21 protein-coding genes are annotated in these 22,698 nt (G+C 30.8%); 7 read left to right on the top strand and 14 right to left on the bottom strand.

Annotation, left to right across the window (positions count from 1 at the left end; all coding sequences use genetic code 11):
* Positions 1 to 7 precede the first annotated feature (7 nt).
* The 5 genes from D1815_RS01615 to D1815_RS01595 all read left to right on the top strand — a co-directional run bounded on the left by D1815_RS01615 (position 8) and on the right by D1815_RS01595 (position 8,061).
* Positions 8 to 2,386 (top strand): ABC transporter permease, encoded by a 2,379-nt coding sequence (locus D1815_RS01615; RefSeq protein ID WP_118385670.1) that lies wholly within the window; start codon positions 8 to 10, stop codon positions 2,384 to 2,386.
* A gap of 163 nt (positions 2,387 to 2,549) precedes the next feature.
* Positions 2,550 to 4,982 (top strand): ABC transporter permease, encoded by a 2,433-nt coding sequence (locus D1815_RS01610; RefSeq protein WP_118389828.1) that lies wholly within the window; start codon positions 2,550 to 2,552, stop codon positions 4,980 to 4,982.
* 52 nt (positions 4,983 to 5,034) lie between these two features.
* Positions 5,035 to 5,778 carry a GIN domain-containing protein gene (locus D1815_RS01605; protein WP_027391920.1) on the top strand — a complete coding sequence of 248 codons (744 nt, stop codon included), beginning with the start codon at positions 5,035 to 5,037 and terminating at the stop codon, positions 5,776 to 5,778.
* A 181-nt stretch (positions 5,779 to 5,959) separates the two neighbouring features.
* A complete protein-coding gene (locus D1815_RS01600; protein ID WP_027391921.1) occupies positions 5,960 to 6,628 on the top strand; it encodes an ABC transporter ATP-binding protein in 669 nt (222 codons plus the stop codon).
* Between the two features lie 11 nt (positions 6,629 to 6,639).
* Positions 6,640 to 8,061: a TolC family protein gene (locus D1815_RS01595; protein WP_118385669.1), complete on the top strand. Its 1,422-nt coding sequence runs from the start codon at positions 6,640 to 6,642 to the stop codon at positions 8,059 to 8,061.
* A gap of 154 nt (positions 8,062 to 8,215) precedes the next feature.
* Here D1815_RS01595 and D1815_RS01590 read toward each other — a convergent pair whose 3' ends face one another.
* From D1815_RS01590 to D1815_RS01575, 4 genes are all read right to left on the bottom strand, one after another.
* Entirely contained in the window at positions 8,216 to 9,433 is a 1,218-nt protein-coding gene (locus tag D1815_RS01590) for a S8 family serine peptidase (RefSeq protein ID WP_118385668.1), read from the bottom strand.
* Between the two features lie 441 nt (positions 9,434 to 9,874).
* Entirely contained in the window at positions 9,875 to 10,369 is a 495-nt protein-coding gene (locus D1815_RS01585) for a MepB family protein (protein WP_027391923.1), read from the bottom strand.
* 98 nt (positions 10,370 to 10,467) lie between these two features.
* A complete protein-coding gene (locus tag D1815_RS01580) occupies positions 10,468 to 10,878 on the bottom strand; it encodes a VOC family protein (protein WP_118385667.1) in 411 nt (136 codons plus the stop codon).
* Positions 10,879 to 10,882: 4 nt separating this feature from the next.
* The gene (locus D1815_RS01575) at positions 10,883 to 11,812 is read right to left on the bottom strand and encodes a glyoxylate/hydroxypyruvate reductase A (RefSeq protein WP_118385666.1); all 930 of its coding nucleotides are present in this window, start codon (positions 11,810 to 11,812) and stop codon (positions 10,883 to 10,885) included.
* A 118-nt stretch (positions 11,813 to 11,930) separates the two neighbouring features.
* Here D1815_RS01575 and D1815_RS01570 point away from each other — a divergent pair, with 118 nt between their 5' ends.
* Positions 11,931 to 12,341 carry an Lrp/AsnC family transcriptional regulator gene (locus D1815_RS01570; RefSeq protein ID WP_118385665.1) on the top strand — a complete coding sequence of 137 codons (411 nt, stop codon included), beginning with the start codon at positions 11,931 to 11,933 and terminating at the stop codon, positions 12,339 to 12,341.
* Between the two features lie 136 nt (positions 12,342 to 12,477).
* A complete protein-coding gene (locus D1815_RS01565; RefSeq protein WP_118385664.1) occupies positions 12,478 to 13,752 on the top strand; it encodes a M18 family aminopeptidase in 1,275 nt (424 codons plus the stop codon).
* A 5-nt stretch (positions 13,753 to 13,757) separates the two neighbouring features.
* Here D1815_RS01565 and D1815_RS01560 read toward each other — a convergent pair whose 3' ends face one another.
* The 10 genes from D1815_RS01560 to D1815_RS01515 form a co-directional block, all read right to left on the bottom strand.
* Positions 13,758 to 14,327, bottom strand: a complete 570-nt coding sequence (locus D1815_RS01560; protein ID WP_027391928.1) for a hypothetical protein — start codon at positions 14,325 to 14,327, stop codon at positions 13,758 to 13,760.
* 163 nt (positions 14,328 to 14,490) lie between these two features.
* Entirely contained in the window at positions 14,491 to 15,774 is a 1,284-nt protein-coding gene (locus tag D1815_RS01555; protein WP_162897318.1) for a S41 family peptidase, read from the bottom strand.
* 190 nt (positions 15,775 to 15,964) lie between these two features.
* A complete protein-coding gene (locus D1815_RS01550; RefSeq protein WP_118385662.1) occupies positions 15,965 to 16,831 on the bottom strand; it encodes a helix-turn-helix domain-containing protein in 867 nt (288 codons plus the stop codon).
* Between the two features lie 389 nt (positions 16,832 to 17,220).
* Positions 17,221 to 18,783: an amidohydrolase family protein gene (locus tag D1815_RS01545; protein WP_118385661.1), complete on the bottom strand. Its 1,563-nt coding sequence runs from the start codon at positions 18,781 to 18,783 to the stop codon at positions 17,221 to 17,223.
* A 57-nt stretch (positions 18,784 to 18,840) separates the two neighbouring features.
* The gene (locus D1815_RS01540) at positions 18,841 to 19,209 is read right to left on the bottom strand and encodes a nuclear transport factor 2 family protein (protein WP_118385660.1); all 369 of its coding nucleotides are present in this window, start codon (positions 19,207 to 19,209) and stop codon (positions 18,841 to 18,843) included.
* A gap of 12 nt (positions 19,210 to 19,221) precedes the next feature.
* On the bottom strand, positions 19,222 to 19,965 hold the full coding sequence (locus D1815_RS01535; RefSeq protein ID WP_118385659.1) for an SDR family NAD(P)-dependent oxidoreductase: 744 nt from the start codon (positions 19,963 to 19,965) through the stop codon (positions 19,222 to 19,224).
* On the bottom strand, positions 19,962 to 20,165 hold the full coding sequence (locus D1815_RS01530) for a 4-oxalocrotonate tautomerase family protein (protein WP_027391933.1): 204 nt from the start codon (positions 20,163 to 20,165) through the stop codon (positions 19,962 to 19,964). Before D1815_RS01530 ends, D1815_RS01535 begins: the two co-directional genes overlap by 4 nt.
* Positions 20,166 to 20,296: 131 nt before the next feature.
* Entirely contained in the window at positions 20,297 to 20,860 is a 564-nt protein-coding gene (locus tag D1815_RS01525; protein WP_118385658.1) for a Crp/Fnr family transcriptional regulator, read from the bottom strand.
* A 158-nt stretch (positions 20,861 to 21,018) separates the two neighbouring features.
* The gene (locus tag D1815_RS01520) at positions 21,019 to 21,780 is read right to left on the bottom strand and encodes a hypothetical protein (protein ID WP_118385657.1); all 762 of its coding nucleotides are present in this window, start codon (positions 21,778 to 21,780) and stop codon (positions 21,019 to 21,021) included.
* Between the two features lie 11 nt (positions 21,781 to 21,791).
* Positions 21,792 to 22,664: an SDR family oxidoreductase gene (locus tag D1815_RS01515; RefSeq protein ID WP_118385656.1), complete on the bottom strand. Its 873-nt coding sequence runs from the start codon at positions 22,662 to 22,664 to the stop codon at positions 21,792 to 21,794.
* Positions 22,665 to 22,698 lie beyond the last annotated feature (34 nt).

Raw genomic sequence — 22,698 nt, 5'->3', positions numbered from 1 at the left:
GTACGTTATGATTAGACATATTTTTTTAATCGCTATTAGAAATCTAAAAAATAACAAAGTTAATTTTATAATCAATATTACAGGGTTATCTACTGGATTAGCCTGCGTTTTATTAATTCTTCTTTGGATACGTGATGAGAAAAGTGTTGACACTTTTCATAAAAATAAAGAGGACCTATACCAGGTCATAGCTAATTTCGAGGTAGAAAATAAGATCATCACTATGGATAACAATTCTTTTTTGTTAGGAGAATCCTTGGCAAAAGAATTTCCCGAAGTAGTATCTTCTACTGTAATTAATGCAGATTTCATAACACCAAAAGGTATATTTTCTAATCTAGAAAAAGAACAACTAGGGCAAGGTATTTTTGCAAGTTCAAATTTTTTCGAAAACTTTTCTTTTGATCTTTTAATAGGAGAAAAAACTACCGTTTTATCAAACAAAAAAAACGTAGTATTATCAGAAGAATTGGCAACAAAATTATTCAAAACTCCCGAAAATGCTATTGGAAAAATACTAGATTGGGATTATAAATGGAGTGACGGTTCAAAAAAAGTTACTGTTCAGGTCTCTGGAGTGTTTAAAAATGTTCCAGATAATTCTACACTTCAATTTGATTCAGTTGTACATTCTGATTTACTTAAAGAAACTTCACGCTGGGTCACCGATTGGAAAAGTGGTTATGCCAAAATTTTCCTAATCCTACAAGAAGGAACAGATATCAATAATTTCAACAAAAAAATTGCAAAACATCTATCTACTAAAGTTGATAATAGAGAAATGTTCACACTCTTTGTTCAACAATTTTCGGAAAGGTATTTAAAACAACCTTACCAAAATGGAATACAAGTTGGGGGTCGTGTAGTTTATATTAGATTATTCGGAATGATAGCATTTCTTATTTTGCTTATTGCCTGTATAAATTTTATGAATTTATCAACAGCTCAAGCGAGCAAAAGGTTAAAAGAAATTGGTATTAAAAAAGTTCTCGGTGGTCGTAAAAAAATATTAATAGCTCAATTTATTGGAGAGTCTTTTGTCCTGTCATTAATTTCTTTACTGGTAGCCATTGTCATTGTTATTTTAGTATTACCATATTTTAATACTATTACAGCCAAACATATCGAACTAACTATTAATCTAAATATTATAATCTCACTTATTGTATTATTAATATCCACAGGGTTTTTAGCAGGTAGTTATCCTGCATTTTATTTATCTAGTTTTAAACCTATTTATATATTAAAAGGAAAATTAAAAAAATCTTTTGGAGATGCATGGATTCGCAAAGGTCTTGTAATTTTTCAGTTTACATTGGCAATTGTTTTCATTATTGGAGTGTTTATAGTGAATAATCAGATCAACTTTGTAATGAATAAAAACTTAGGATACGAACGTGATCATATTCTTACTTTTTCTTATAATGGAGATGATACTAAACTAGACACTTTTATCAATGAATTACAAAACATATCAGAGGTTACTTCTGTTTCCTTTATAAATGGAAGTATCCTAGAAGCCAATGATAGTCAAAGTGGATTTTATTGGGGCAATCTTCCTTCTGATAAAAATATTATGTTTCAATCCCCTAGAGTTGGATATAAGTTTACAGAAGTAATGGGTATTCCACTTATAAAAGGGCGAAGATTTTCTAAAAAATTTCAGGATGATTACACCAAAATCATTATAAATGCTTCTGCTGCAAAACTTATGGGGTTACAAAACCCTGTGGGCACTTTAATAGATCAAGGAAATAAAAAAGTGGAAATAATAGGTGTCGTAGAGGATTTTCAATATGGTTCTTTACACAAAAAATTAGAACCTCTTATTTTAAGGTTTAGAAAATTTGGTACTGATATAGTACTAAAATTAAGTGGGTCCCAGACAACTACTGTCTTAGATCAAATCGAATCCATCCATAACACTTTTCAACCCGGATATCCTTTCGATTTTTCATTTTTAGATGCTGATTATCAGCAACTTTATGAAGCAGAACATAAAATTGCAACCTTATCAAAAATATTTACCCTATTTGTAGTATTAATCTCTTCTCTAGGGCTTCTAGGATTAGTAATTTTTAATGCTGAACAAAGAAAAAAAGAAATAAGTGTAAGAAAAATTCTAGGAGCAAGTGTTCTGGGAATTGTAAAATTATTATCTAAAGATTTTTTAAAACTCGTTTTGATTGCTATCATTATTGCAGTTCCAATTGGTTGGTTACTAATGAATCAATGGTTACAGGATTTTGCATATCAGGTACAAATAAACTGGTGGATTTTTATTATCGCTAGTTTAGCAGCAATCTTAATTGCTATAATAACAATAAGCATTCAAGCAATAAGAACCGCTCTAGCCAATCCTATTACATCTTTAAGATCTGAATAAATAAGTTTTAGAGTGTTCGTTTTTGAACAAAAAGTGTATCAAAACCGAACACATTTAATTTCAAAAACAAATTCAACTTTCTGTTTTTCAGGTTTTTATGATTTTGGCATCATCTTCACTATATAGATATCAAATTCAACAATCAAAAAATAAAATCAACGTCGTGATCAGAAACTATCTTAAAATAGCATGGAGAAATCTCATAAAAAACAAAGGGATTACTTTTATCAATACAGCTGGACTTTCATTAGGAATATGTTGCTTTATTCTTATTGCTTTATTTGTAACGGATGAAATAAGTTATGATCGATTTCACGAAAAAGCAGATCAAATTTATAGAATCAATTCTGATATACTCTTTGGCGGTACCCAAATGAATATGGCGGTGAGTTCTGATCCTATGGGAGCTACTTTGAAAAAAGATTATCCTGAAGTAGAAGAGTACACTAGAATATATGCTTCTGAAGGATCTAGATTAATCAGAAAAGGAACGGAACTTATAGAAGAGTTTTCAGTTGCTTATGTAGATTCTACTTTTTTTAATGTATTTACATTTCCCGCCTTAAAAGGAAATCCTAAAACAGCATTACAAGCGCCAAATACAGTCGTATTATCAGAAAAAGCAGCTATCAAATACTTTGGGAATGTTGATAATGCCATTGGTGAAACTTTAGAAACCAACAGTAATGGTAAGACCTTATATAAAGTTATGGCTGTTATAGAAGATATGCCAAAAAACTCTCATTTCCGGTTAGATTTTTTATTCTCTATGGAGAACGTTGATTATGGTTTCGGAAATTATCTAAGTCATAATTTCCATACATATGTTGTACTAAAAGAAGGTACAAATTATAAAGAGTTCAATACCCATTTTAGGGAAATTGTAGCAAAATATTTATTACCACAAGTATCTCAATACATGGAAGTTAAAACCATAGAAGATATTGAAGCCGCTGGTAACAAAATTGAATATTCCCTAATTCCTCTTAAAGATATTCATTTACATTCCTCTCGTAGTATAGAACTTAGTGCTAATGGCTCTATAAAGTATGTATACATTTTTTCTGCTGTTGCTTTATTTATTCTTCTTATTGCTTGCACTAATTTTATGAATCTTACAACAGCCAGATCATCGGGTAGAGCAAAAGAAGTTGGGATTCGTAAAGTATTAGGAACAGAGAAAAAATCATTAGTATTACAATTCTTAAGCGAGTCTACACTTATTGTAGTATTAGCACATAGTATTGCCATTATATTTGTATTTCTTTCTTTGGATTGGTTTAATAACATCTCCGGCAAGGAAATCTCAATAAAAGCATTACTACAACCACAATTTCTGGTTTTCTTAATTCTACTGCCTTTTATTGTTGGACCTTTAGCAGGTATTTATCCAGCATTTTTCCTTTCTAAATTCCAACCAATAACCGTATTGAAAGGAAATCTATCTAAAGGGGGAAACAAAAACAACTTAAGAAATTTCTTAGTCATTTTTCAATTTACCACCTCGATCGTGCTCATTATTGGAACCATTGTGGTTTATCAACAACTAAAACATATCCAAACTACCGATGTGGGATTTGACAAAGATCAAGTATTAATTGTAGATAATGCTAATTTATCCGATGAAACCCGGAAATCATTAAAATCAGAGATAGAACAATTTCCTGAAGTAAAATCAGCTTCTTTTGCAGGATATATTCCAGTTTCGAAATCTGCAAGATCTGATACCACTTTTAGCACAGAAATAGTTGCTACTACAGAAAACGGTTTTAATATGCAATATTGGAGAACGGATTATGATTATATAAAAACTATGGGAATGGAGCTTATCGCTGGTAGAAATTTCTCTCGTTCTTTTGGAACCGATTCTACCGCTATCATTCTAAATGAAAAAGCAGTAGCGTTAACAGGTTTTAAAGATCCAATTGGTAAGAAACTATATAAAACCACAGATACAAAAGAAAAAATAATTTATACGATCATCGGAGTAGTAAAAAACTTCAATTTCGAATCTTTACGTCATGATGTAGGACCTTTAAGTCTTAGATTAGGTGATAATAATTGGAGAACCGCATATCGATTTAATACAAGTGATGTAGAAAGTTTTATTAGCAAAATTCGTAATAAATATGAGACTACCTCTTCCGAACTAGCATTTACCTATAGTTTTTTAGATGATTCCTTCCTTGATATGTATCAGCAAGAAAAAAGAATTGGTACAATTGCTTTGATTTTTACCGTACTTGCTGTTATTATCGCTGCTTTAGGATTATTTGGATTAGCCACTTATATCGCAGAACAACGTACCAAAGAAATCGGAATACGTAAAGTTCTCGGAGCTTCTACGGCAATTATCGTAAAAATACTATCTAGAGATTTTATAAAACTAATTGTATTTGCCTTTTGTATCGCGACACCTATTGCGTGGTGGTTTATGAGCAGTTGGTTACGAGATTTTGCTTTCAGAATTCAACTAAATTGGTGGGTTTTTGCACTCACAGGTATTATCACTCTGCTAGTTGCAATCATCACACTAAGTTTTCAGACTATCAAAGCAGCTATCGCAAACCCAATTAAAAGTTTAAAAACAGAATAAAAATTAATATCATCAATTCAATCATATAAACGAACATAAAAACTCATTCATCATGAAACATTTAAAATATTTTTTGGCTTTAATTGCGCTATCTATTGCACAATTAATTTTTGGACAAACAAAGAAAACTGTTACTACTTTTAACAAAGTAATCATCAGCCCACATATAGAGGCAACTTTTGTGGAAAACAATCAAGAATCTGTAATCATAGAAAAGAGTACCGAACCAGAAGACAAAATAAATATCGAAGTAAATGGAAATGTACTTCGTGTCTATCTAGATGATGCTAAAGAGACTACAAAAAATAAAACAGTAATGATTAATGGCACCAAAAGAAAAGTACCTATTTATAAAGGCAAAGTACTTACCGTAACCATAAACTATAGACAACTTACTGATCTTTCTATTAGAGGAGAACAAGCTACAGTTTGTAAAAGTAAGATCACCGCAGAAACATTTCGATTAAAGGTTTATGGGGAATCACAAATAATTTTAAACGATGTAAATTTTGAATACTTTGATGTTGATATGTATGGAGCCAGCACATTAGCTATCAAAAACGGATCTATCGAAAATCAGAAAATAACAGCTTTTGGAGAAAGCACTTCGGATCTACTTGCCGTAGACAATAAAAATACTAAGCTAAAAGCCTTTGGAGAGGCCGAATTTAAAATTCAAGCATCTGATCGTATTAAACTTACAGCTTTTGGAGAAGCGAAATTGTACTACAAAGGTGATGCGAGCATTCAAAAAGGTTTAAATATTGGAGACGTAGAAATATCAGAAATTCAGTAATATTATGATTACAAAAATGAATTCAATTTCAGAAAATTATGTCTGTATGAGACGAGAAAACCCCAGAATATTTAATACCATTCGACCAAGACGCATCTCTCAGAAGACTCTTAAAAAATTAAACTGATTATTTTTTACACCAACGAAAAACAACATAGATAATCATCATCAAAAAACAACTATGATTTTACAACTTAACAATACATCAAGAATAATTAATTCAGGTGGAAAAAAAATAGCATTACTCGATGCTATCGACCTAAAAGTGCAAGAAGGCGAGTTTATTTCATTAATGGGACCATCCGGATCCGGTAAATCTACATTATTAAATTGTATCGGCATGCTTGACAATTTTACAGAAGGTAGTTACGCCTTTTTAGATGAAGCCGTGCATACCATGAAAGAAAAACAACGATCTAAACTATACAAGGAATACATAGGCTTTGTCTTTCAGGCGTATCATCTCATTGATGAATTAAATGTTTATGAAAACATCGAAACTCCCCTACTCTATAAAAACGTAAAATCTTCAGAAAGAAAAGCACTCGTAGCTGATATGTTAGATCGTTTTAATATTGTGGGTAAAAAAGATTTGTTTCCATCTCAATTAAGTGGTGGACAGCAACAATTGGTAGGAATTGCAAGAGCATTAATTACTAAGCCAAAACTAATTTTAGCTGATGAACCAACCGGAAATTTAAACTCTAAACAGAGTACGGAGATTATGGAGTTATTTTCTGAATTAAATAAAGAAGGTGTTACAATAATACAAGCCACTCATTCTGAAAAAAACGCTTCTTATGGATCAAGAATTATTAATCTTTTAGACGGACGTATCGTCTCTGAATAACCTAACAACTCATGTCACTGAAATCAATTATATGTATCAGTGTCTTTCTTTTACAATTCCTAGGATTTACACAAAGAAAAGACGCAGAAAGGTACTCCCTAGCCCAATGTGTAGATATAGCACTAAAAAATAATCTGGACCTAAAATCTTCGGTTCTAAATGCAAGTACTGCCAAAATTAATCATAGGCAGGCCACAGCAAACATTCTACCATCATTAAATGGGAATTATAATATAGGTGTAAATAACGGAAGAAGTATTGATCCGTTTACCAATGATTTTATAAATCAAGAACTTACTTTTTCTAATGCACGATTAAATCTCGACGCTACTATATTCAATGGTTTTAGATTATTAAATACAGTTAAGCAACAAAGATTAAATAGACAAGCTTCTGAAATGGAAATAGAAGAAGCTAAACAAACATTAATTCTTAATGTTACTTTAGCATATCTACAGGTACTAAACAGAACAGATATATTAGCATTAGCCAAAGCAAGATTAGTAGCGACCAATAAACAATTAAAACAACAAGAAGATTTATATAGTGAAGAATCTGGAAATCCAGCTGATTATGCCGACATAAAAGGTCAAAAAACTATTGATGAAACTAATATACTAGCGGCAGAAAGTGATCTAAACAGTGCAAAATTAAGTCTTACTAGATTGATGAATATCCGTGAAAATATTGATGCTGACAAAACATCTATTTTATTAGATTTTGAAAAATACGAACTTTCGTCTGAAGATGTTTTTAATGATGCAATGAAAAATTTAGCCACTTTTAAAGCTAAAGAATTAAGAGCAAAAGCAGCAGCAAAAGGAATAAAAGTTGCTAGAGCTCAATACATCCCAGAAATTTCATTTTTTGGACAGTTAAACACCAACTATTCTAGTGTTGCAGAAACATTTACTGAAATTGGATCGAGTATTGTAGAAACAGGAGATTTTGTTACCGTTAACAATGAAGAAATTTCGGTTTTCACTGAACAATCCCAGTTTAGAGGAGATAAAATTGAGTATTTGGATCAATTTGACAATAATTTGAATACAGTTGTTGGTATCGCGGTTGATATTCCTCTTTTTAATAGTTTTAGAGCAAAAAACAATGTAGCATTAGAAAAAATTAAAGCAGAGGAATCTCTTATAGAATTAGAACGAACTTCATTAGAAGTAAAAAATGCAATTGCCCAAGTCCATTTTGATATGCGGGCTGCATTTAATAGATATGAAAGTCTACAAAATCAAGTAACAGCTTTTGAAGAATCTTATCGGGTAAATGAAATTAGATTTAATAATGGAGTGTCAAATTTTATTGCTTATATAACAAGTAAAAATAATTTGGATAATGCAAGAACCAACCTCACCAATGCTAAATATGAATACTTACTTCGGGTTAAAATTTTAGAGTTTTATAGAGGTAATACTTTATAAAGATAAAACTATATCATCTCACCAGAAGATTGAATATTTAGTTCTACACGTTAGAACAGAAAAACATCTTATGTTCTTATAATTTCTCTCAAAAAAACAAAAAAGAGGCTGAAATTACTCAGCCTCTAACTAATTCAAAACTATTTATCTATTTTTAATTTAAGGTAGCAATAGGAGCTGTATATCCTCCTTTACTTACGGACCCATCTGTTCCTGTACTGTTACCTCTTAATAATAATATTCCTGCTACGTGTGGTGACGCCATAGAGGTACCTGAAATATTATTAAACTGACCATTTAACCAAGTAGACCAAACTGCTGTACCTGGAGCCCAACGATCGACACTACTACCAAAATTTGAACCAGAGGCAGGAGCATCTACATTAGTCATATTTCCAACACACCAAGATCGGCTAGTTATTAACCTTTGTGGTGAATAAAATTGAGTATCATCGTTACTGTTACCCGCTGCCATAGCTCCATAAGTTGTATTTTCTAAATTTCTAAACGTGTCGTCTATTGCCTGAGATGTAAATCGATTACGGAAACCTACGCTATAGTTCCAAGTATCTCCATTACCAGCATTGTTAGCTACATAGTCTATTCCTGCAAGAATTCCATCTGTAGCACCACTCCCTGCGGCATTTAAAACTCTAACAGAAACTACAGTTGCTCCATAAGCTACGCCAATAACTCCAGAACCATTATTTCTTGCAGCAACCGTTCCTGCTACATGAGTTCCGTGTCCATTTTGATCTTGCCAAGATCCACCAACAAAACTTCTACTTCTGCCAGTGTCTATGTTTAAGTCACTATGTGGTGCAATACCACTATCTACTATCCAGCAAGTTCTTCCTGCACCGTTAGCTCTACCTACTCGATTTATTCCCCAAGGAAGAAATTCTCCATTAGATAACTGTGAGTCATTAGTCACCGCTTTATTTTGTACTGTTGCCGGTAGTGTACTTACAGGTTTTCCTATTTTAACATCCAACTTTTGGATATAGTTAGGCTCTAAATAAGCTACTTCAGGATCGTTCCTAAGCAAATCAGCTTGCTTCTCGGATAAGTTTTTAACCGCAAATCCCTGAATAGCAGAACTATACGTTTGCTTTATATTATCTTCTGCTATTGCATATTTAGATAATGTTTGCGCCGATTTTGTTTTCATTTCTGCGCTTTTTCCAGAAATAGACTGATCTTCTGTATAAACTACTATATACTCTCCCGGTATCGCTTGATCAGCTCCTATAGCATCTACATTTTCAATTTCTGATTCTAAATCTGTAATTCCTTCTCCATCTTTTTCACAACTGTAAAAAAGAAAAGAAAATACTGTTACTGTGCTTAAAATTCTAAGTCTAGTTTTCATAATTTTTAATTTTGCGTTAAGTTTTAATTTTAGTTTTAAATTAAATGTTGAGTTCTAATAAAATTAGACTAACAAAATTATAGATTATTAACAACAACAGAATACGGGAAACACACAACAACCAAAGGGCAACACTCTACTCACTGCCCATGAATACTACAAAAAAAGTCTACACTACCAATAAAGCAACATAGTTGCATTATTGAAAATCAACAGGTTGAATCAAAAACCAAGAATTTCAGAAAAAGGAAAAAATAACAGGGAATTTACCCCTTAAAAAAATAAAAAATAAGTGAGTTTAACACTTAATTAACTGTAATTTGGCGAAAAAATAAAATTTATTAAGACTAATTCTAAAGAATTTAAATAAAAAAACTCCCAATAAATCATTCAATTTTCATAATTCAACCTAAAAAACTCCAAATTATACCTTAAAACTAATTATTGACTTGTATATAATTTTAAAACGCTTTCAAAGTCAATTTTATCATTAATTTCATAAAAATAATTAAGTTGCCATTTTTGGGTTTGTTGCGCCTGTTTACTTTTCGTGATGTCCCATTTAGGGTATACTCTAAATGCTCTTTTTCCTTCTTTTATTTCTGTTGATATAATCCCCTTTTTAATCAATAAAGATTTTGGAAATACAAATTGCCCCAACTTATTCTTTTTACTTACATTAACTATATAGAAGTCTATTTGATCAGATTTATCATATGGTTCGATAGGTCCATTCTCTTTTCGTTTCCAAAAAGTTACGAATTGCCCCACTTTTTTTGGTGTAACTTTAGCAGTTCTACTTAGAACATTTTGTCCATTAAGCTTAAATCTGCAAGCAGAATATTCTTGACTTTCTGATTCTTTTACATAATCTAAAATTTTTAAAGAACATCTATCATACACTTTCTTTTTTATCTGACTAAGATTATCATCCATGCGTTTAACTCTGTTTGTTTTTTCAATTCATAGGGTAATTAATAATATATACCATGTCCCATTTCAGTTTGTATTAAGCTCATATAGATGATCCTTATTTAAAAAATATTATGATCATTCTTAAACGTTTTAAACTCAATAGCATTTTTACTAAAATCTAAAATAAACATTGTTTGTTGTTCTCCTTTTTTATTTTGATATCTTTTTTGAGGCTTAAAAACAAAATCTACTTTATGATCTTCTAATCTATTTTGTATATCCCGAAATACCTTTCCATCTACAATACAACCAAAATGCGGAATCGGAACTTTAAGGTTCTCCACTCTTCCGCAATAATCTAATTCTGGTATTGCATCCGATACATGAGCAGAAAGTTGATGTCCAAAAAAATCAAAATCCACCCAATATTCTGTTTGTCTTCCTAATTTGCAGCCAAGTATGGTGTGATAAAATGAAATAGTACTTTCTATATCCTTTACCTTAAATGCTATATGAAATTTTGTATCCATTTTACTAATACCCTTTATGTAACGAAACCCTATTTAATAGTTCTCTATCATCTAAAAATCGCTTATAATTTTCTACAATTTTATTTGTCGCACTTTCTACATTAGTTAAACTTGCCACGTGTGGTGTTATTTGAATTTTTGGATGCTTCCAAAAAGGATGCTCTTTTGGTAATGGTTCTATTCTAAAAACATCAAGAAAAGCACCGGCAAGTTTATTCTTATCAAGTAATTCTATTAAATCTTCTTCTACCAAATGTTCACCTCTTCCTACGTTAATAAAAATTGCATCGGTAGCTAATCTCCTTAATGTATTTCTGTTTATAATATCTCTAGTTTCATCAGTTAAAGGCAATAGATTAATCAAAACATCAGATTGACTTAAACAAGAATCAAATGCATCAACTCCATTGAAACTTTTTACTCCAGAAATTTCTTTTTTCGAATTACTCCATCCCTTTACGGTAAATCCTAAATCAGCAAACTTCTTAGCTACATATCCCCCAATACTACCTAAGCCCAAAATTGTAATGGTCGTGTTTTCAATAGATTTATATTCTTTTTGATCCCAAATTCTCTTTTCTTGTTGTTGTACATATCTTTTGGTATTCTTTAATTGCATTAGTACAACAGTTAGCAAAAACTCCCACATATCAATAGACAATTTCATATCCACCATTCTTGTAATAATAATGTTTTCTGCAATTGTTTGCGAATTAGTAATATGATCTATAGAGGCACCCACAGATTGGATGACTTTTATGTTTGGGAACTTCTTCAGAATATCTTTTTCTGGTTTCCAACAAATAACAAAATCTACAGCAGCTACATCTTTTACATTTGGATATATTTCAATACTAGTAGTAACTATTTTTTTGCTTAATACCTTCTTCCAAGGTTCTGGATCTTTATTATTAAAAATTATAAGAATACTCATGAACAAGAATTTTACACAAAGGTAGACTAAACCCTATACACCAAAAAGTTGAATCGTCGAAATATAACTATATTTACCATCGAAAAACTGAATTTAAAAACAAAAAATCATCGATTCCATGATAGATACTATAGATAAGCAGTTGTTAGACATTTTAAAAAATAATTCACGACTATCATTTGCTGATTTAGGGAGAACTATCAATTTATCTCCTTCATCCGTTAGAGAAAGAGTTCAAAAGATGGAAGATTTAGGTGTGATTCAGAAGTATAGTATTCAAATTGATAATAGTAAACTTGGATACGATTTAGAAGCTTTTATATTGCTTAAAGTTTTTCCTGGACAATTAGCTCATATTCTTAAAGTAATTAAAAACTTCCCCGAAGTTAAAGAAGCACATCGCATTACAGGAAACCAAAATATACATCTAAAAGTTGTAGTGAAAAATCAAACTTCTTTACAAGAGTTATTGGATAAACTAATGATTCATGGGGATACTAATACGTTTCTTATTTTATCAAAAGTTTAATCTTATATTTTATATTCTCTTCGATAATGAGTATAATATTACTGTGGTCTGTTTTTCTATAGATTGTTTAATTACATTTGCTTTTGATTAAAAATCTTGCTTTAACTATATTTAGAGCAACTAAAAAATACTTTTAATGTCTTACTCCCAAAGTCTTTTAAATTTCATAGATTCCGGTTCTACCTCTTTTCACGTAGTTTCTAACTTAAAAAAAGAATTGATTTCTCGGAGCTATCAAGAATTATTTGAACAGGACATTTGGGATTTAAAGAAAGAAGAAAAGTATTTTGTAACTAGAGCTGATGGCTCAATTATAGTATTTAGAACTCCTAAAAAATGGTCTAATGATTATTCTTTTAAAATCATTGGTGCACATACGGATTCTCCTTGTCTAAAAATAAAGAACAATCCCATTTCTACAAAAGAAGGATATCAATTACTAAATATTGAAATCTATGGAGGTGTTTTATTAAGTAGTTGGTTTGATAGAGATCTTTATTTTGGCGGCAGATTAATTATAGAAAATGAAACAGGTGTATTAGAGCAAAAACTTATTACGGTAGAAAAAAAAATACGAATTCCTCGTTTGGCTATTCATTTAGACCGAGAAGTTAATAAAAAAGGATTTACTCCGAATCCGCAGGAACATATGTTCCCCGTTATTGGATTGTCTAATGAAATTAATTTTGAAAATTGGTTAAAGGAAGAAACCGGAGTTTCTGGAACAATTCTTAGTTGGGATTTATTTTTATTTGATGCAGAAAAATCAAGTTTTGGGGGTATTCATGATGAATTTATTTACGCTTCTAGATTGGATAATTTAGCAAGTGTCCATGCCTCGTTTGAAGGTTTAAAAAAATCTACTATTGCGGATAACGAAGTACAAATGGCCGTTTATTTTCAGCATGAAGAAATTGGTTCTGAATCGCAAAATGGAGCAAATTCTAATTTTTTAGAAACTACATTAAAACGCATTCACTCTTCTATTTCCTCCAAGGAAGAGACTTTTTTTCAAGCTGTAGCACGTTCCTTTTTTATTTCTGCAGATATGGCTCATGCAGTACATCCAAACTACACGACAAAACACGATGCCAATCATAAACCATTACTTGGTGCTGGTCCAGTAATTAAAAGTAATGCCAATATGCGTTACGCCACAGATGCATTTTCTATAGCTAAATTTAAACAATGGTGTAAAAAAACAAATGTTCCTTTTCAGGATTTTTGCAGTAGGAATGATATCGGTTGTGGTTCTACTATAGGTCCTATGGTTGCCTCTAACATCGGAATACCAACAATTGATGTTGGAAATCCAATGTTGTCAATGCATAGTATTAGAGAAATGTGTGGAACACAAGATCATGAATATATTATTGATGTTTTTACTGAATTTTACAAAACCTCATCTTAGATATATTAGTCTTGGGATCTTACATCCATTAATGCTTTATACATTGCATCAAGAAAATCTTGTTGTTTTTTATCATCCTTATCATAACGCTGGTATAACACGCTACAACCTTCTATATCTAATATATTAGAATTATTAAAAGACCAGTCATCTCTATTCTTTACAGTGATACCAAGATCACAACCTTCTTCTTTCCATTTTTTGTAAAATGTAGTTTCATTATCAGGCGTTACTTTAAAATTTGCATACACACTATAACCGCTCATATCTTTATTATAAAACTTATGAATAGCACTTATCGGTACACCTCCCCAATTTATAGTTTTGTTCTCTGGTAGTCTAAAACCTGTAAGGTATTTTTCATTTAATATTGAACCTTGCTCTCCTTTTTTTAGGAAGTGTTTTTCATACTCTAACTTGGTTCCTTCGGGTATTGTTACCCCTTTAACCGTAACCTGCTCCGTAGTTATAAAAAAAGGATTGTTAGGGCGTGGACCATTAGGGTTTAGGGTAAGATTACAGGCCGTAAGAAAACTTATAATCATTATGATAAAAGATAATTTTAAGAGCTTCATGAATTGTTATCTATTTTTTTCTGTGGAAAAACAATTTTCCTTGAACATTATAGGTTCTTCGAACTATAATATTCATATAAAAATAAACAAAATGTACACAATTACTATCATATTAGATTTCTTCAATTTTTATTTTTATTAGAAACAAACTATTGCTAAACCCTTACTTTTTCTTCAATGCTTTTTTTAAATTTTCTTGATAAACAGAAAGATCAGGAGAGTTGTCAGTTTTTGCAAGCTCTACTGCTTTTTTATAGTTTTTTATAGACTCATCATAGCTCCCCAGATTCATTAATCCTTCTGCATAGCTATCAAATCCATTTGCAGATTGTGGATGTAAAATAGTATTAGACTTAAATATACAGACTGCAATTTTTGTTTTTTTATGTTCCATCATATATTGATATCCTAGAGCATTAATTTCCCATTCTTCAATAAGTCCTTTTTCCTTACAATCTTTTAAAGTCGCTAATATATTTTTTTCAGAATTCACTTCATCATATTTCTCTAATTTTGATAAAAGATTAATAAAAGTATTGGTGTATAATCCTTTTAATTTCTCTCTAAATTGATCTGCTCCTTCTTTTGCTAATTCATGTGCTCTATTATATGACTCATCTTTACTTACTTTAATTTCAGGAACTACACCTACGCCTTCCCAATTTGTTTTAGTAATTGGATTAATAGCTTTTCCAGTTGGAATAAAAACACTTAAAAAATCATTAATTGGAACGGTACCACCTGGGTTAGCCCCTCCTCCTGTAGTTTGACCTATAATAGTCGCTCGTTTTTGTGTTTGCATGTTATATGAAAACTCTTCAGCACCAGAAAATGTTCTTTCACTTGTAATTACAAATAGGGGAACATCTATCATTTTTTTTCCATCCACCTTATCAAGTGTATGAAAATCAATTGTTCTATCACCTTCTCGGAAATAAAGGCTGTTTAAGTGAATATCGCCTTTAAAAAAATAACTACATAGGTATTGAACCATCTCAGGATCTCCACCACCATTTTTACTTAAGTCAATTATTACCGCATCTGTATTTCTGATAAGTTTCATGTAAGCATCTGCAATTACTTTTCCTTCTTTAAAATAAGTAAACCCTCTTAAATCAAGGTATCCTATATTTCCTTCTAGCACTTTAACATTATGAAAACCAGCATTATACTCTTTTTTTCTTTTGAGGTTAAAAATTTTCTCTTCAATAAGTCGTTCCGATGTCATAGCGGGAGCCTCGTATGGCGGTTGACTCATAATTTTCATATGTTTATCATTATTGATAGACTGTACCGATTGCGTTAGAGCGGTTGCAAAACTTTCATTAGATGTAAACTGATCAAAATGTCCTTTCTTAAATTGTTCCTTTATATGTTCCTCTGTTTTTTTTGCAATATCAGGAAAGACGTATTTATCATTCATCAAATCAGACAGGGTATTAATCACCTCTTTTTTATATTCTATGCTTAACACACTATCCTGCGAATAAATAAAGATATTACATAGTGATAGGGTTAAAAAAAGAAAAATGCATTTACGAATTACCATCATTGTTTTTAGATTTTAAACGAAATTAAAAAATAGAGTTTTTATAAAATTGTAAAAAAGTAAATGGTAAAAAAAAATCTCAAATCTATTATGATATAATAGGATCGTATTGATTAGTAAATCGTTTTGTAATATTAAGATTTGCAATTTCTACCAGGTTTGATTTTTGAGCAAAAAACTTAAATGGTGTTATATTAAAAATTGCATTGAAATCTTTAATGAAATGTGCCTGATCATAGAACCCAGCCTCTAAACCTATTGAAGTTAGACTCATATTCGGAAATTCTTCTCTTAGTTGAAGTATTCTGTTCATTCTCCATATTTGTGAAACTTTTTTTGGAGAAAGCCCTACTTTATTTACGAAATGTTTATGTAAAGTCACTTTACTTACATTAAATTCTTTGAACAATTCACTGATCTGTATACTACCATGTCTAAACATTATAAAGTTTAACTGAGCTCTTAAACTTTCATCTACTGACATTGTTTTTGATAACAAACCATTAATAAATTCATTAATAAGCTGTTCTTGTATTACAGTTTTACTTTCTATAGAAATTCTTTGGATAAGTAAGTGTGCTATATTATCTAGAGAGAAAATATTTTCTAGATTAACTATAGTATCATTAAAATTTATGAGTGGGTTCTTGATAAGATTTGCAAAAGCAAATGGTTTAAATCTGACTCCTGTAATATTAACAGCTCTTTTGGACTTAAAACTTAATGAAGTATTTGTTTGTCCAATAAAGTAAGCTCCGGGATTTAATCGTTTCCACTTGGTGTGCAAACTACTCCTTACAATACTATGAGAATCAATAAATATTATATTAAATGTACAAGTCGGCAGAAACATTTCTAAAGCATCTTCTGTTGGCTGTTTCTCAAAAAAAATATGCCAATAACTTTCTATATGATGCGAAAATAAATGATCTGGTAATGTTTCTTTGTATTCCATTTTTAATATATAACTATTATATGCATCCTAGTTTTATTATTATTAAATAAAATCTTAAAACAAATTCTGACTTCATTGATACTAAATCATACACCGTTGTTACTAGTGAATTATTTACCTAAAATTAGATTTTATATTTCACAATTTACACCATCTTCTATATTCATACTAAAAATAGTAAAGTGTAACCTTTCATAATTTGATTTCTCTATAATTTTCAATACCATAAGAAACTAATAAGCAATAAAAAAGTTCTAATTAATTTCAAAGTAAGTGGTTTATATCCGTTTTAAAACTCATCAAAAATGAAGCCAGTTTAGAGTAAACTATTTAAATAATAATACTATTGGTTACAGAGAAATCTTTCAATCCATCAAATAGTTATAGATTTAATCCGCAAATTGTACTCTTATAAGAGGGCTTTTAAAAAAACTTAATAGTACTTTACTATTCATATGAAAGCTAGCAGCAATTGATTCTGTAAAGTTTTTGAGTTCTATTATTTTTTCTGAGTCATAATAGACCCCATTCATAAGTACCCCATCAATTTTACTAGTATGGGTAATATTTTCTAGAGGATTATGTTGTAATAGAACCAAATCAGCTACTTTTCTTTTTTCTATACTCCCATAAGAATCTTCTTTTTTTGCATACTTAGCAGGTACTATAGTAGCACTTTGTAGAGCTTCGAGGTTTGTTAATCCACTTTTTGTTAACTCAATCAATTCTTCGTGAATACTAAACCCTGCAAATATATACGAGTCTGTTACATCTGTCCCAGTCATTATTGGCACTCCGATGCTATTAGCCAATCTCACTTGATTCATTGCCGCTTTGTAAAAGTTTTGGCTTATATCTTTAGTTTGATCATCCATATTTCTTGAAGCATTATTATTAGTATCTATACCCCACCATAACCTTTTTCTAATTCCTGTGATATATTTTAAATTAGGGTTTGCTACGTAGTCTTCGAGATGCGCATTCGCTTCAAACTTTAACGTTTGTAAGGTTGGTGTCCAATGGGCATTTTTTAATTGCATTAATTTCATAAGTTTAGTAGCAATCTTTGGATCAAATTCATCTACTAACCTTCTCTTTGATTTAGAAAAATAGCTTTTCCAATTATTAGGGTTTTTTAAACTATCTGCTTCCGGAAATGATTCGAACATAAAAATACGACCATGTTCGAAACTACGTTGTCCTAAATTAACAGCCTCCTCCAAACTAAGAAACATTGGTTTATGCCCAGCAATATGCATTTCATACGATGGTGCTTTTTTAGCCAAGGCTTTATATGATTCTTTTGGTATTTGCTGATATACCTTAATAAAATCTACCTGTTCTTTTTTATAAAAATGTAACAATGAATCTACCTGTTCTGGGGTATCTAGTTTAAAAAAATCTGGAAATCCATCAGGTACACTAGAAGCTCCATCTATTTGATAACTACTTTGTAAAACATATCTCGGCATAATTCTTTTATACGCATTCAATTCAGCATTCCATTGTAACCGTTCTCTACTACCTACCCAATAGCTATCTTTACGATCTAATTGCCCAGACATGTCTCTAATTCCTGTAATACCATTGGCTATGTAAAGTGGATGATGTAACCAAGGAGAATGCTGATTTGAATGTGTATGCATATCCCATAAACCTGGAATCATATATTTATTAGTACCATCAATTATTAATGAATTAGAATTTTTAACTAAAATTTCTAAACTATCAATAGCAGCAATGATATTATCTTTTATTAATACATTTCTGTTTTCTAAAACTTGACCAGACTTTACATCTATAATATTTATTGATTTTATGAGTATGGTATTATGTTTTACCGGAAGAATCAGTTTTGGCATTGGCCAAAAAGCTCCAACCATAATTAGTAGTATTAGAAATGATAAAATACCTAATAAAATTTTCAGAAATTTAAATAGTTTCTTTTTCATTATTATTTGAATCTTTTATAATCTAGACTCTATACTTAAAAAAATGTAACAACATCTTTACGCTACATGCGTAAAAATTTTGTTCACAATTTTCCAGTTGTCATTCACTTTCGTTAGCGATAAATAATCATAATAGTTATAACCTAACATAGGTACGCGTAGTTTTACCATAGCTACATTTCCTATAATATCAATCCCAACAACTTCCATTTTAAATGTTTCGTTTAAATCATTAGGGCTTTTTCTTTCTTTAACACCTTCCAAATATTCTATCACACTTTTCTTATAAGGAACTCCGTTAATATCACCATAGACAAACATATTATCCGTAAAGCAAGATGCTAGTTTATCAACCTGTCCATAAAAAATGCCTTCGAAATAATTCGTTATTACCTTTTGGATATCTTTTATATTATCTTTATACATAATTTCTCTTTTTTAAATAGCGTGCCCAACTGTATGACCTCCTGCTACGTTAATAGTCTCACCTGTGATAAAATCAGAAGATGCTAAATAGTAGGCAGCTTCTGCTATTTCATTAGCTTCTCCTATGCGATTTAATAAATGTAATCCAGCTAAACTATCAGCATCTTCAATTCCCATTTTTCCTTGTAAAGGACTTCTAATAATTCCAGGAGCTATTGTATTTACTTTAATGTTATTTTTACCAAACTCTGCTGCCAACTGTCTTGTTAATGAATGGATAGCTCCTTTGCTTGTTAACGGCGCAGTTGCAGGAAAACCATCAATAGCGTGATCTACAAGTACAGTACCTATATTTATTATAGAACCGTTTTGTTGTTTTATCATTTCTGGAATTGCCGCTTGTGTTGTAAAATAAGTTCCTTTTAAATTAACATTCCAATAAAGCTCTAAATCCTCTTCTTGAACATCTAAAAAAGGTTTTGGAGCAAACAGACCTGCATTATTTATTAAGACATCTACAGAGCCAAAATTTTCTTTCGCTAGACGTACTAGTTCCCGACCTGTAAATTTTTTACTAATATCTCCAGCCAAATACACTGCATTTTTTGGTGATCCAAGTTCTTCATACGTTTTTTGTAAATTCTCTTTATTAGATGAGTTCATAACTACATTACTATTTTGCTCAATAAAATAAGCTACTATAGCTTTTCCAATACCTGTAGAGGCTCCTGTAATAATTATTGTTTTGTTTTTCATGATTTAAATTTTTCTGAATTTGAATATTGTTTTGCATCTACTCCCCAATTATCAATAGGGATTTCTTCTATAACCACGTGCGTGGTTTTAGGGTTCTTGTCCAATACATCTGCAAGCAATTGTGTCGCACCTACAATTAACAGACGTTTTTGTTCTTTGGTTACCTGTTCATCGGTAACTTTGATGTTGATATAAGGCATCTTTTTATAGTTTTAAATTAACACTACAAAGTTGAGAGGAATCAGAAGAAATTATAAGGAGGTATATCACTACTTTAAAGTGATCTATGTCACTTTATTAGTATGAAAATTAAGTTTTATAAAAAATTAAACTATGGGTTAAGTCTACTCAAGGTTTCTCTAGAAACCCCTAAGTAAGAAGCTATAAGTTTTTTAGGGACTCTTTGAAATAGTTCGGGATATTGTTCTAGTAATAAATCATACCGTTCCTTAGCAGAATTTTTTAAAAGTGAAAGGATTCTTTTTTGTAAAGCGATACGACCAAACTTACTTTTTTTTGCCCAAAACCGTTCCATTTTATGCATTTGAGATGTAAGCTTATCCCTATTCTCAAAAGAAATGTATAACAACTCGCAATCTTCTATACAATCTATGTATATATTCGAGGGAGTCTGTTTTACAAAAGATTCATAGTCCGTAATCCACCAATGTTCCATTGCGAATCTAAGAATATGTTCCTTACCATTATCATCTAAAAAATAACTTTTTACACACCCTTGCGTTATCCAATATTCTTTTTTTACCACTTCCCCTTCTTGAACAAGATATTGATGTTTCCGTTTTTTATCAGTTTCAAAATGAGTTAAAACAAAATCAAATTCTTCATCCGTTAATTCAATTATCTCCTCAATATGTTGCCTTAATGGGTGTTTCATTTAGCTAATGGCTCGTAGTCCTAATTAGTAGTAACGTGTTTCGTGAAATTGCTTTTGGCGGAGGTAATTTACAAAATAAAAAAGAATAGCAATTCGAATAAAAAATCGAGTTACTATTCTCTATAAATGGAATTATGAGTCTTTATTTCTCTTTTCAATTATAAACTAGCTTCACCAATAAAAAAATATAGATTTTTTAATGAGGTATCTCTTTTAGGAAATAGTGCTTGCATTCGTTCATCTGCTCCCATTTGTTGTAAACCTTCCATTGAATCAAAATAAAAACGATGTATTTCATCTGGTTGTGCAATATCTCCCTTTGATTGAAATGGTGCTATAAAACGTTCGAAATGTGTACCGAATTCTGGCATTATCTCACAAACTTCATCATGATAATCCTCAAATTGCTTTTTATATTTCTCCCCTTCATTAAAGTAAATTAAGGCAATACCATAGGTTTTGGTTTTATCACCCTTTTCTTTCTTAAATTCAAAATCAGTGTTCCTACTCGTAAAAACTGAAATATTTTTAAGTGAAGGAACAGCATACTTATTTCTAATTTTTATAAACTCTGGATCTTCATTAAACATATTAAATACTTCCATACTAGGATAACTGGCAAAATGAATTTCATCAGGCATTTCTATTTTTCCTTTTGCTAGTATTTTTGGTTTAATAATACGTTCTATTCTTCCTCCATACTTCTTCAAAATAGCACCTCCCTTCTTCTTGTATTCTTCAAAACGTGTTTCTTCACCTTCTTTTATATATACCAAAGCAACATTTACTATTTCTTGATTTTTTGTTTCCATTTCACTCATATTTTTGGGATTGTTGTTTGAGTTTTGTGCATTCATAATACTTGGTAATAGTAATAACACTAAGACCGTAAAGCTTATTAACCTTTTTAAATATTTCATTTTTTACGGATTTAAATTAAGTGCTCCATTTGTAAAGCTTCCTTTATCAAATTTTCTTGAATTGGACTTACTATACTATTCAATTCATTAGTATTATAATCTACTCCGACAGCTTGTCTAATTGGTCTATTTCCTTTTTCCATTTCGACCACTTTTAAAATAGCATTTGGAATTTCTTGCGGATTAGGTGATTCATCACTTTTATAGAATTGATCAAAATTTTGAAGCATTGCTTTCGGAACATTGGCCATTTCTCCATAACTTTCTAATGTAGTTTTATCTTCTTCCTCGGGCCCACTATATAATAGCCCAGATGGATATGGCCCAGGTTCTATAACAGAAACATCTACCCCCATAGGTTTTAGTTCATATTTTAATGATTGAGAATATGCTTCTAAAGCAAATTTACTAGCACAATAAATCCCAAAATATGGAAAAACCAATCGTCCTGCTAAAGATGAAATATTGACTATCAATCCATCTGAAGATTTTTTCAAAAAAGGAAGAAACGCTTTGGAAGTTCGAATCACACCAAAAAAATTAGTGTCAAATTGTTCCTGCGCTTGCTTTATACTATATGCTTCTGTAATACCTACATACATTACACCAGCATTATTTACTAAAACATCCAATCCGCTTTTTTCTTCAGTAAGAATTCTAGCTACTAAATCATTAGTAGATTTATCACTAGTTACATCTAATTCTGCTATCGTAATTGAAATCTTTTCCTCTAAAGCAATTTTTTCAAGTTCTTCTTTTTTAATTCTGTTTTTTCCATTGATATCACGCATCGTTGCCCAAACTCTATGTCCATTTCTAGCTAATGTTAATGCAGATAAATAACCAAATCCGTTACTAGATCCTGTAATAAGTACTGTTTTCATTTTTACATATTTTTTGTTACTGATGCAAAGATGA

Origin of the sequence: Aquimarina sp. AD1 (assembly GCF_003443695.1) — a bacterium.
GTDB lineage: Bacteria > Bacteroidota > Bacteroidia > Flavobacteriales > Flavobacteriaceae > Aquimarina > Aquimarina latercula.
Note: the sequence above shows the minus strand (reverse complement) of the source record. Positions and strands in the feature narration are given on the sequence as shown.

Coding starts and splice junctions, on each gene's coding strand:
- D1815_RS01590 (WP_118385668.1), bottom strand. CDS start 9,433: ATGAAAACTAGACTTAGAATTTTAAGCACAGTAACAGTATTTTCTTTT.
- D1815_RS01615 (WP_118385670.1), top strand. CDS start 8: ATGATTAGACATATTTTTTTAATCGCTATTAGAAATCTAAAAAATAAC.
- D1815_RS01570 (WP_118385665.1), top strand. CDS start 11,931: ATGATAGATACTATAGATAAGCAGTTGTTAGACATTTTAAAAAATAAT.
- D1815_RS01565 (WP_118385664.1), top strand. CDS start 12,478: ATGTCTTACTCCCAAAGTCTTTTAAATTTCATAGATTCCGGTTCTACC.
- D1815_RS01595 (WP_118385669.1), top strand. CDS start 6,640: ATGTCACTGAAATCAATTATATGTATCAGTGTCTTTCTTTTACAATTC.
- D1815_RS01520 (WP_118385657.1), bottom strand. CDS start 21,780: ATGAAATATTTAAAAAGGTTAATAAGCTTTACGGTCTTAGTGTTATTA.
- D1815_RS01550 (WP_118385662.1), bottom strand. CDS start 16,831: ATGGAATACAAAGAAACATTACCAGATCATTTATTTTCGCATCATATA.
- D1815_RS01525 (WP_118385658.1), bottom strand. CDS start 20,860: ATGAAACACCCATTAAGGCAACATATTGAGGAGATAATTGAATTAACG.
- D1815_RS01580 (WP_118385667.1), bottom strand. CDS start 10,878: ATGGATACAAAATTTCATATAGCATTTAAGGTAAAGGATATAGAAAGT.
- D1815_RS01575 (WP_118385666.1), bottom strand. CDS start 11,812: ATGAGTATTCTTATAATTTTTAATAATAAAGATCCAGAACCTTGGAAG.
- D1815_RS01605 (WP_027391920.1), top strand. CDS start 5,035: ATGAAACATTTAAAATATTTTTTGGCTTTAATTGCGCTATCTATTGCA.
- D1815_RS01560 (WP_027391928.1), bottom strand. CDS start 14,327: ATGAAGCTCTTAAAATTATCTTTTATCATAATGATTATAAGTTTTCTT.
- D1815_RS01530 (WP_027391933.1), bottom strand. CDS start 20,165: ATGCCTTATATCAACATCAAAGTTACCGATGAACAGGTAACCAAAGAA.
- D1815_RS01600 (WP_027391921.1), top strand. CDS start 5,960: ATGATTTTACAACTTAACAATACATCAAGAATAATTAATTCAGGTGGA.
- D1815_RS01540 (WP_118385660.1), bottom strand. CDS start 19,209: ATGTATAAAGATAATATAAAAGATATCCAAAAGGTAATAACGAATTAT.
- D1815_RS01535 (WP_118385659.1), bottom strand. CDS start 19,965: ATGAAAAACAAAACAATAATTATTACAGGAGCCTCTACAGGTATTGGA.
- D1815_RS01585 (WP_027391923.1), bottom strand. CDS start 10,369: ATGGATGATAATCTTAGTCAGATAAAAAAGAAAGTGTATGATAGATGT.
- D1815_RS01545 (WP_118385661.1), bottom strand. CDS start 18,783: ATGAAAAAGAAACTATTTAAATTTCTGAAAATTTTATTAGGTATTTTA.
- D1815_RS01515 (WP_118385656.1), bottom strand. CDS start 22,664: ATGAAAACAGTACTTATTACAGGATCTAGTAACGGATTTGGTTATTTA.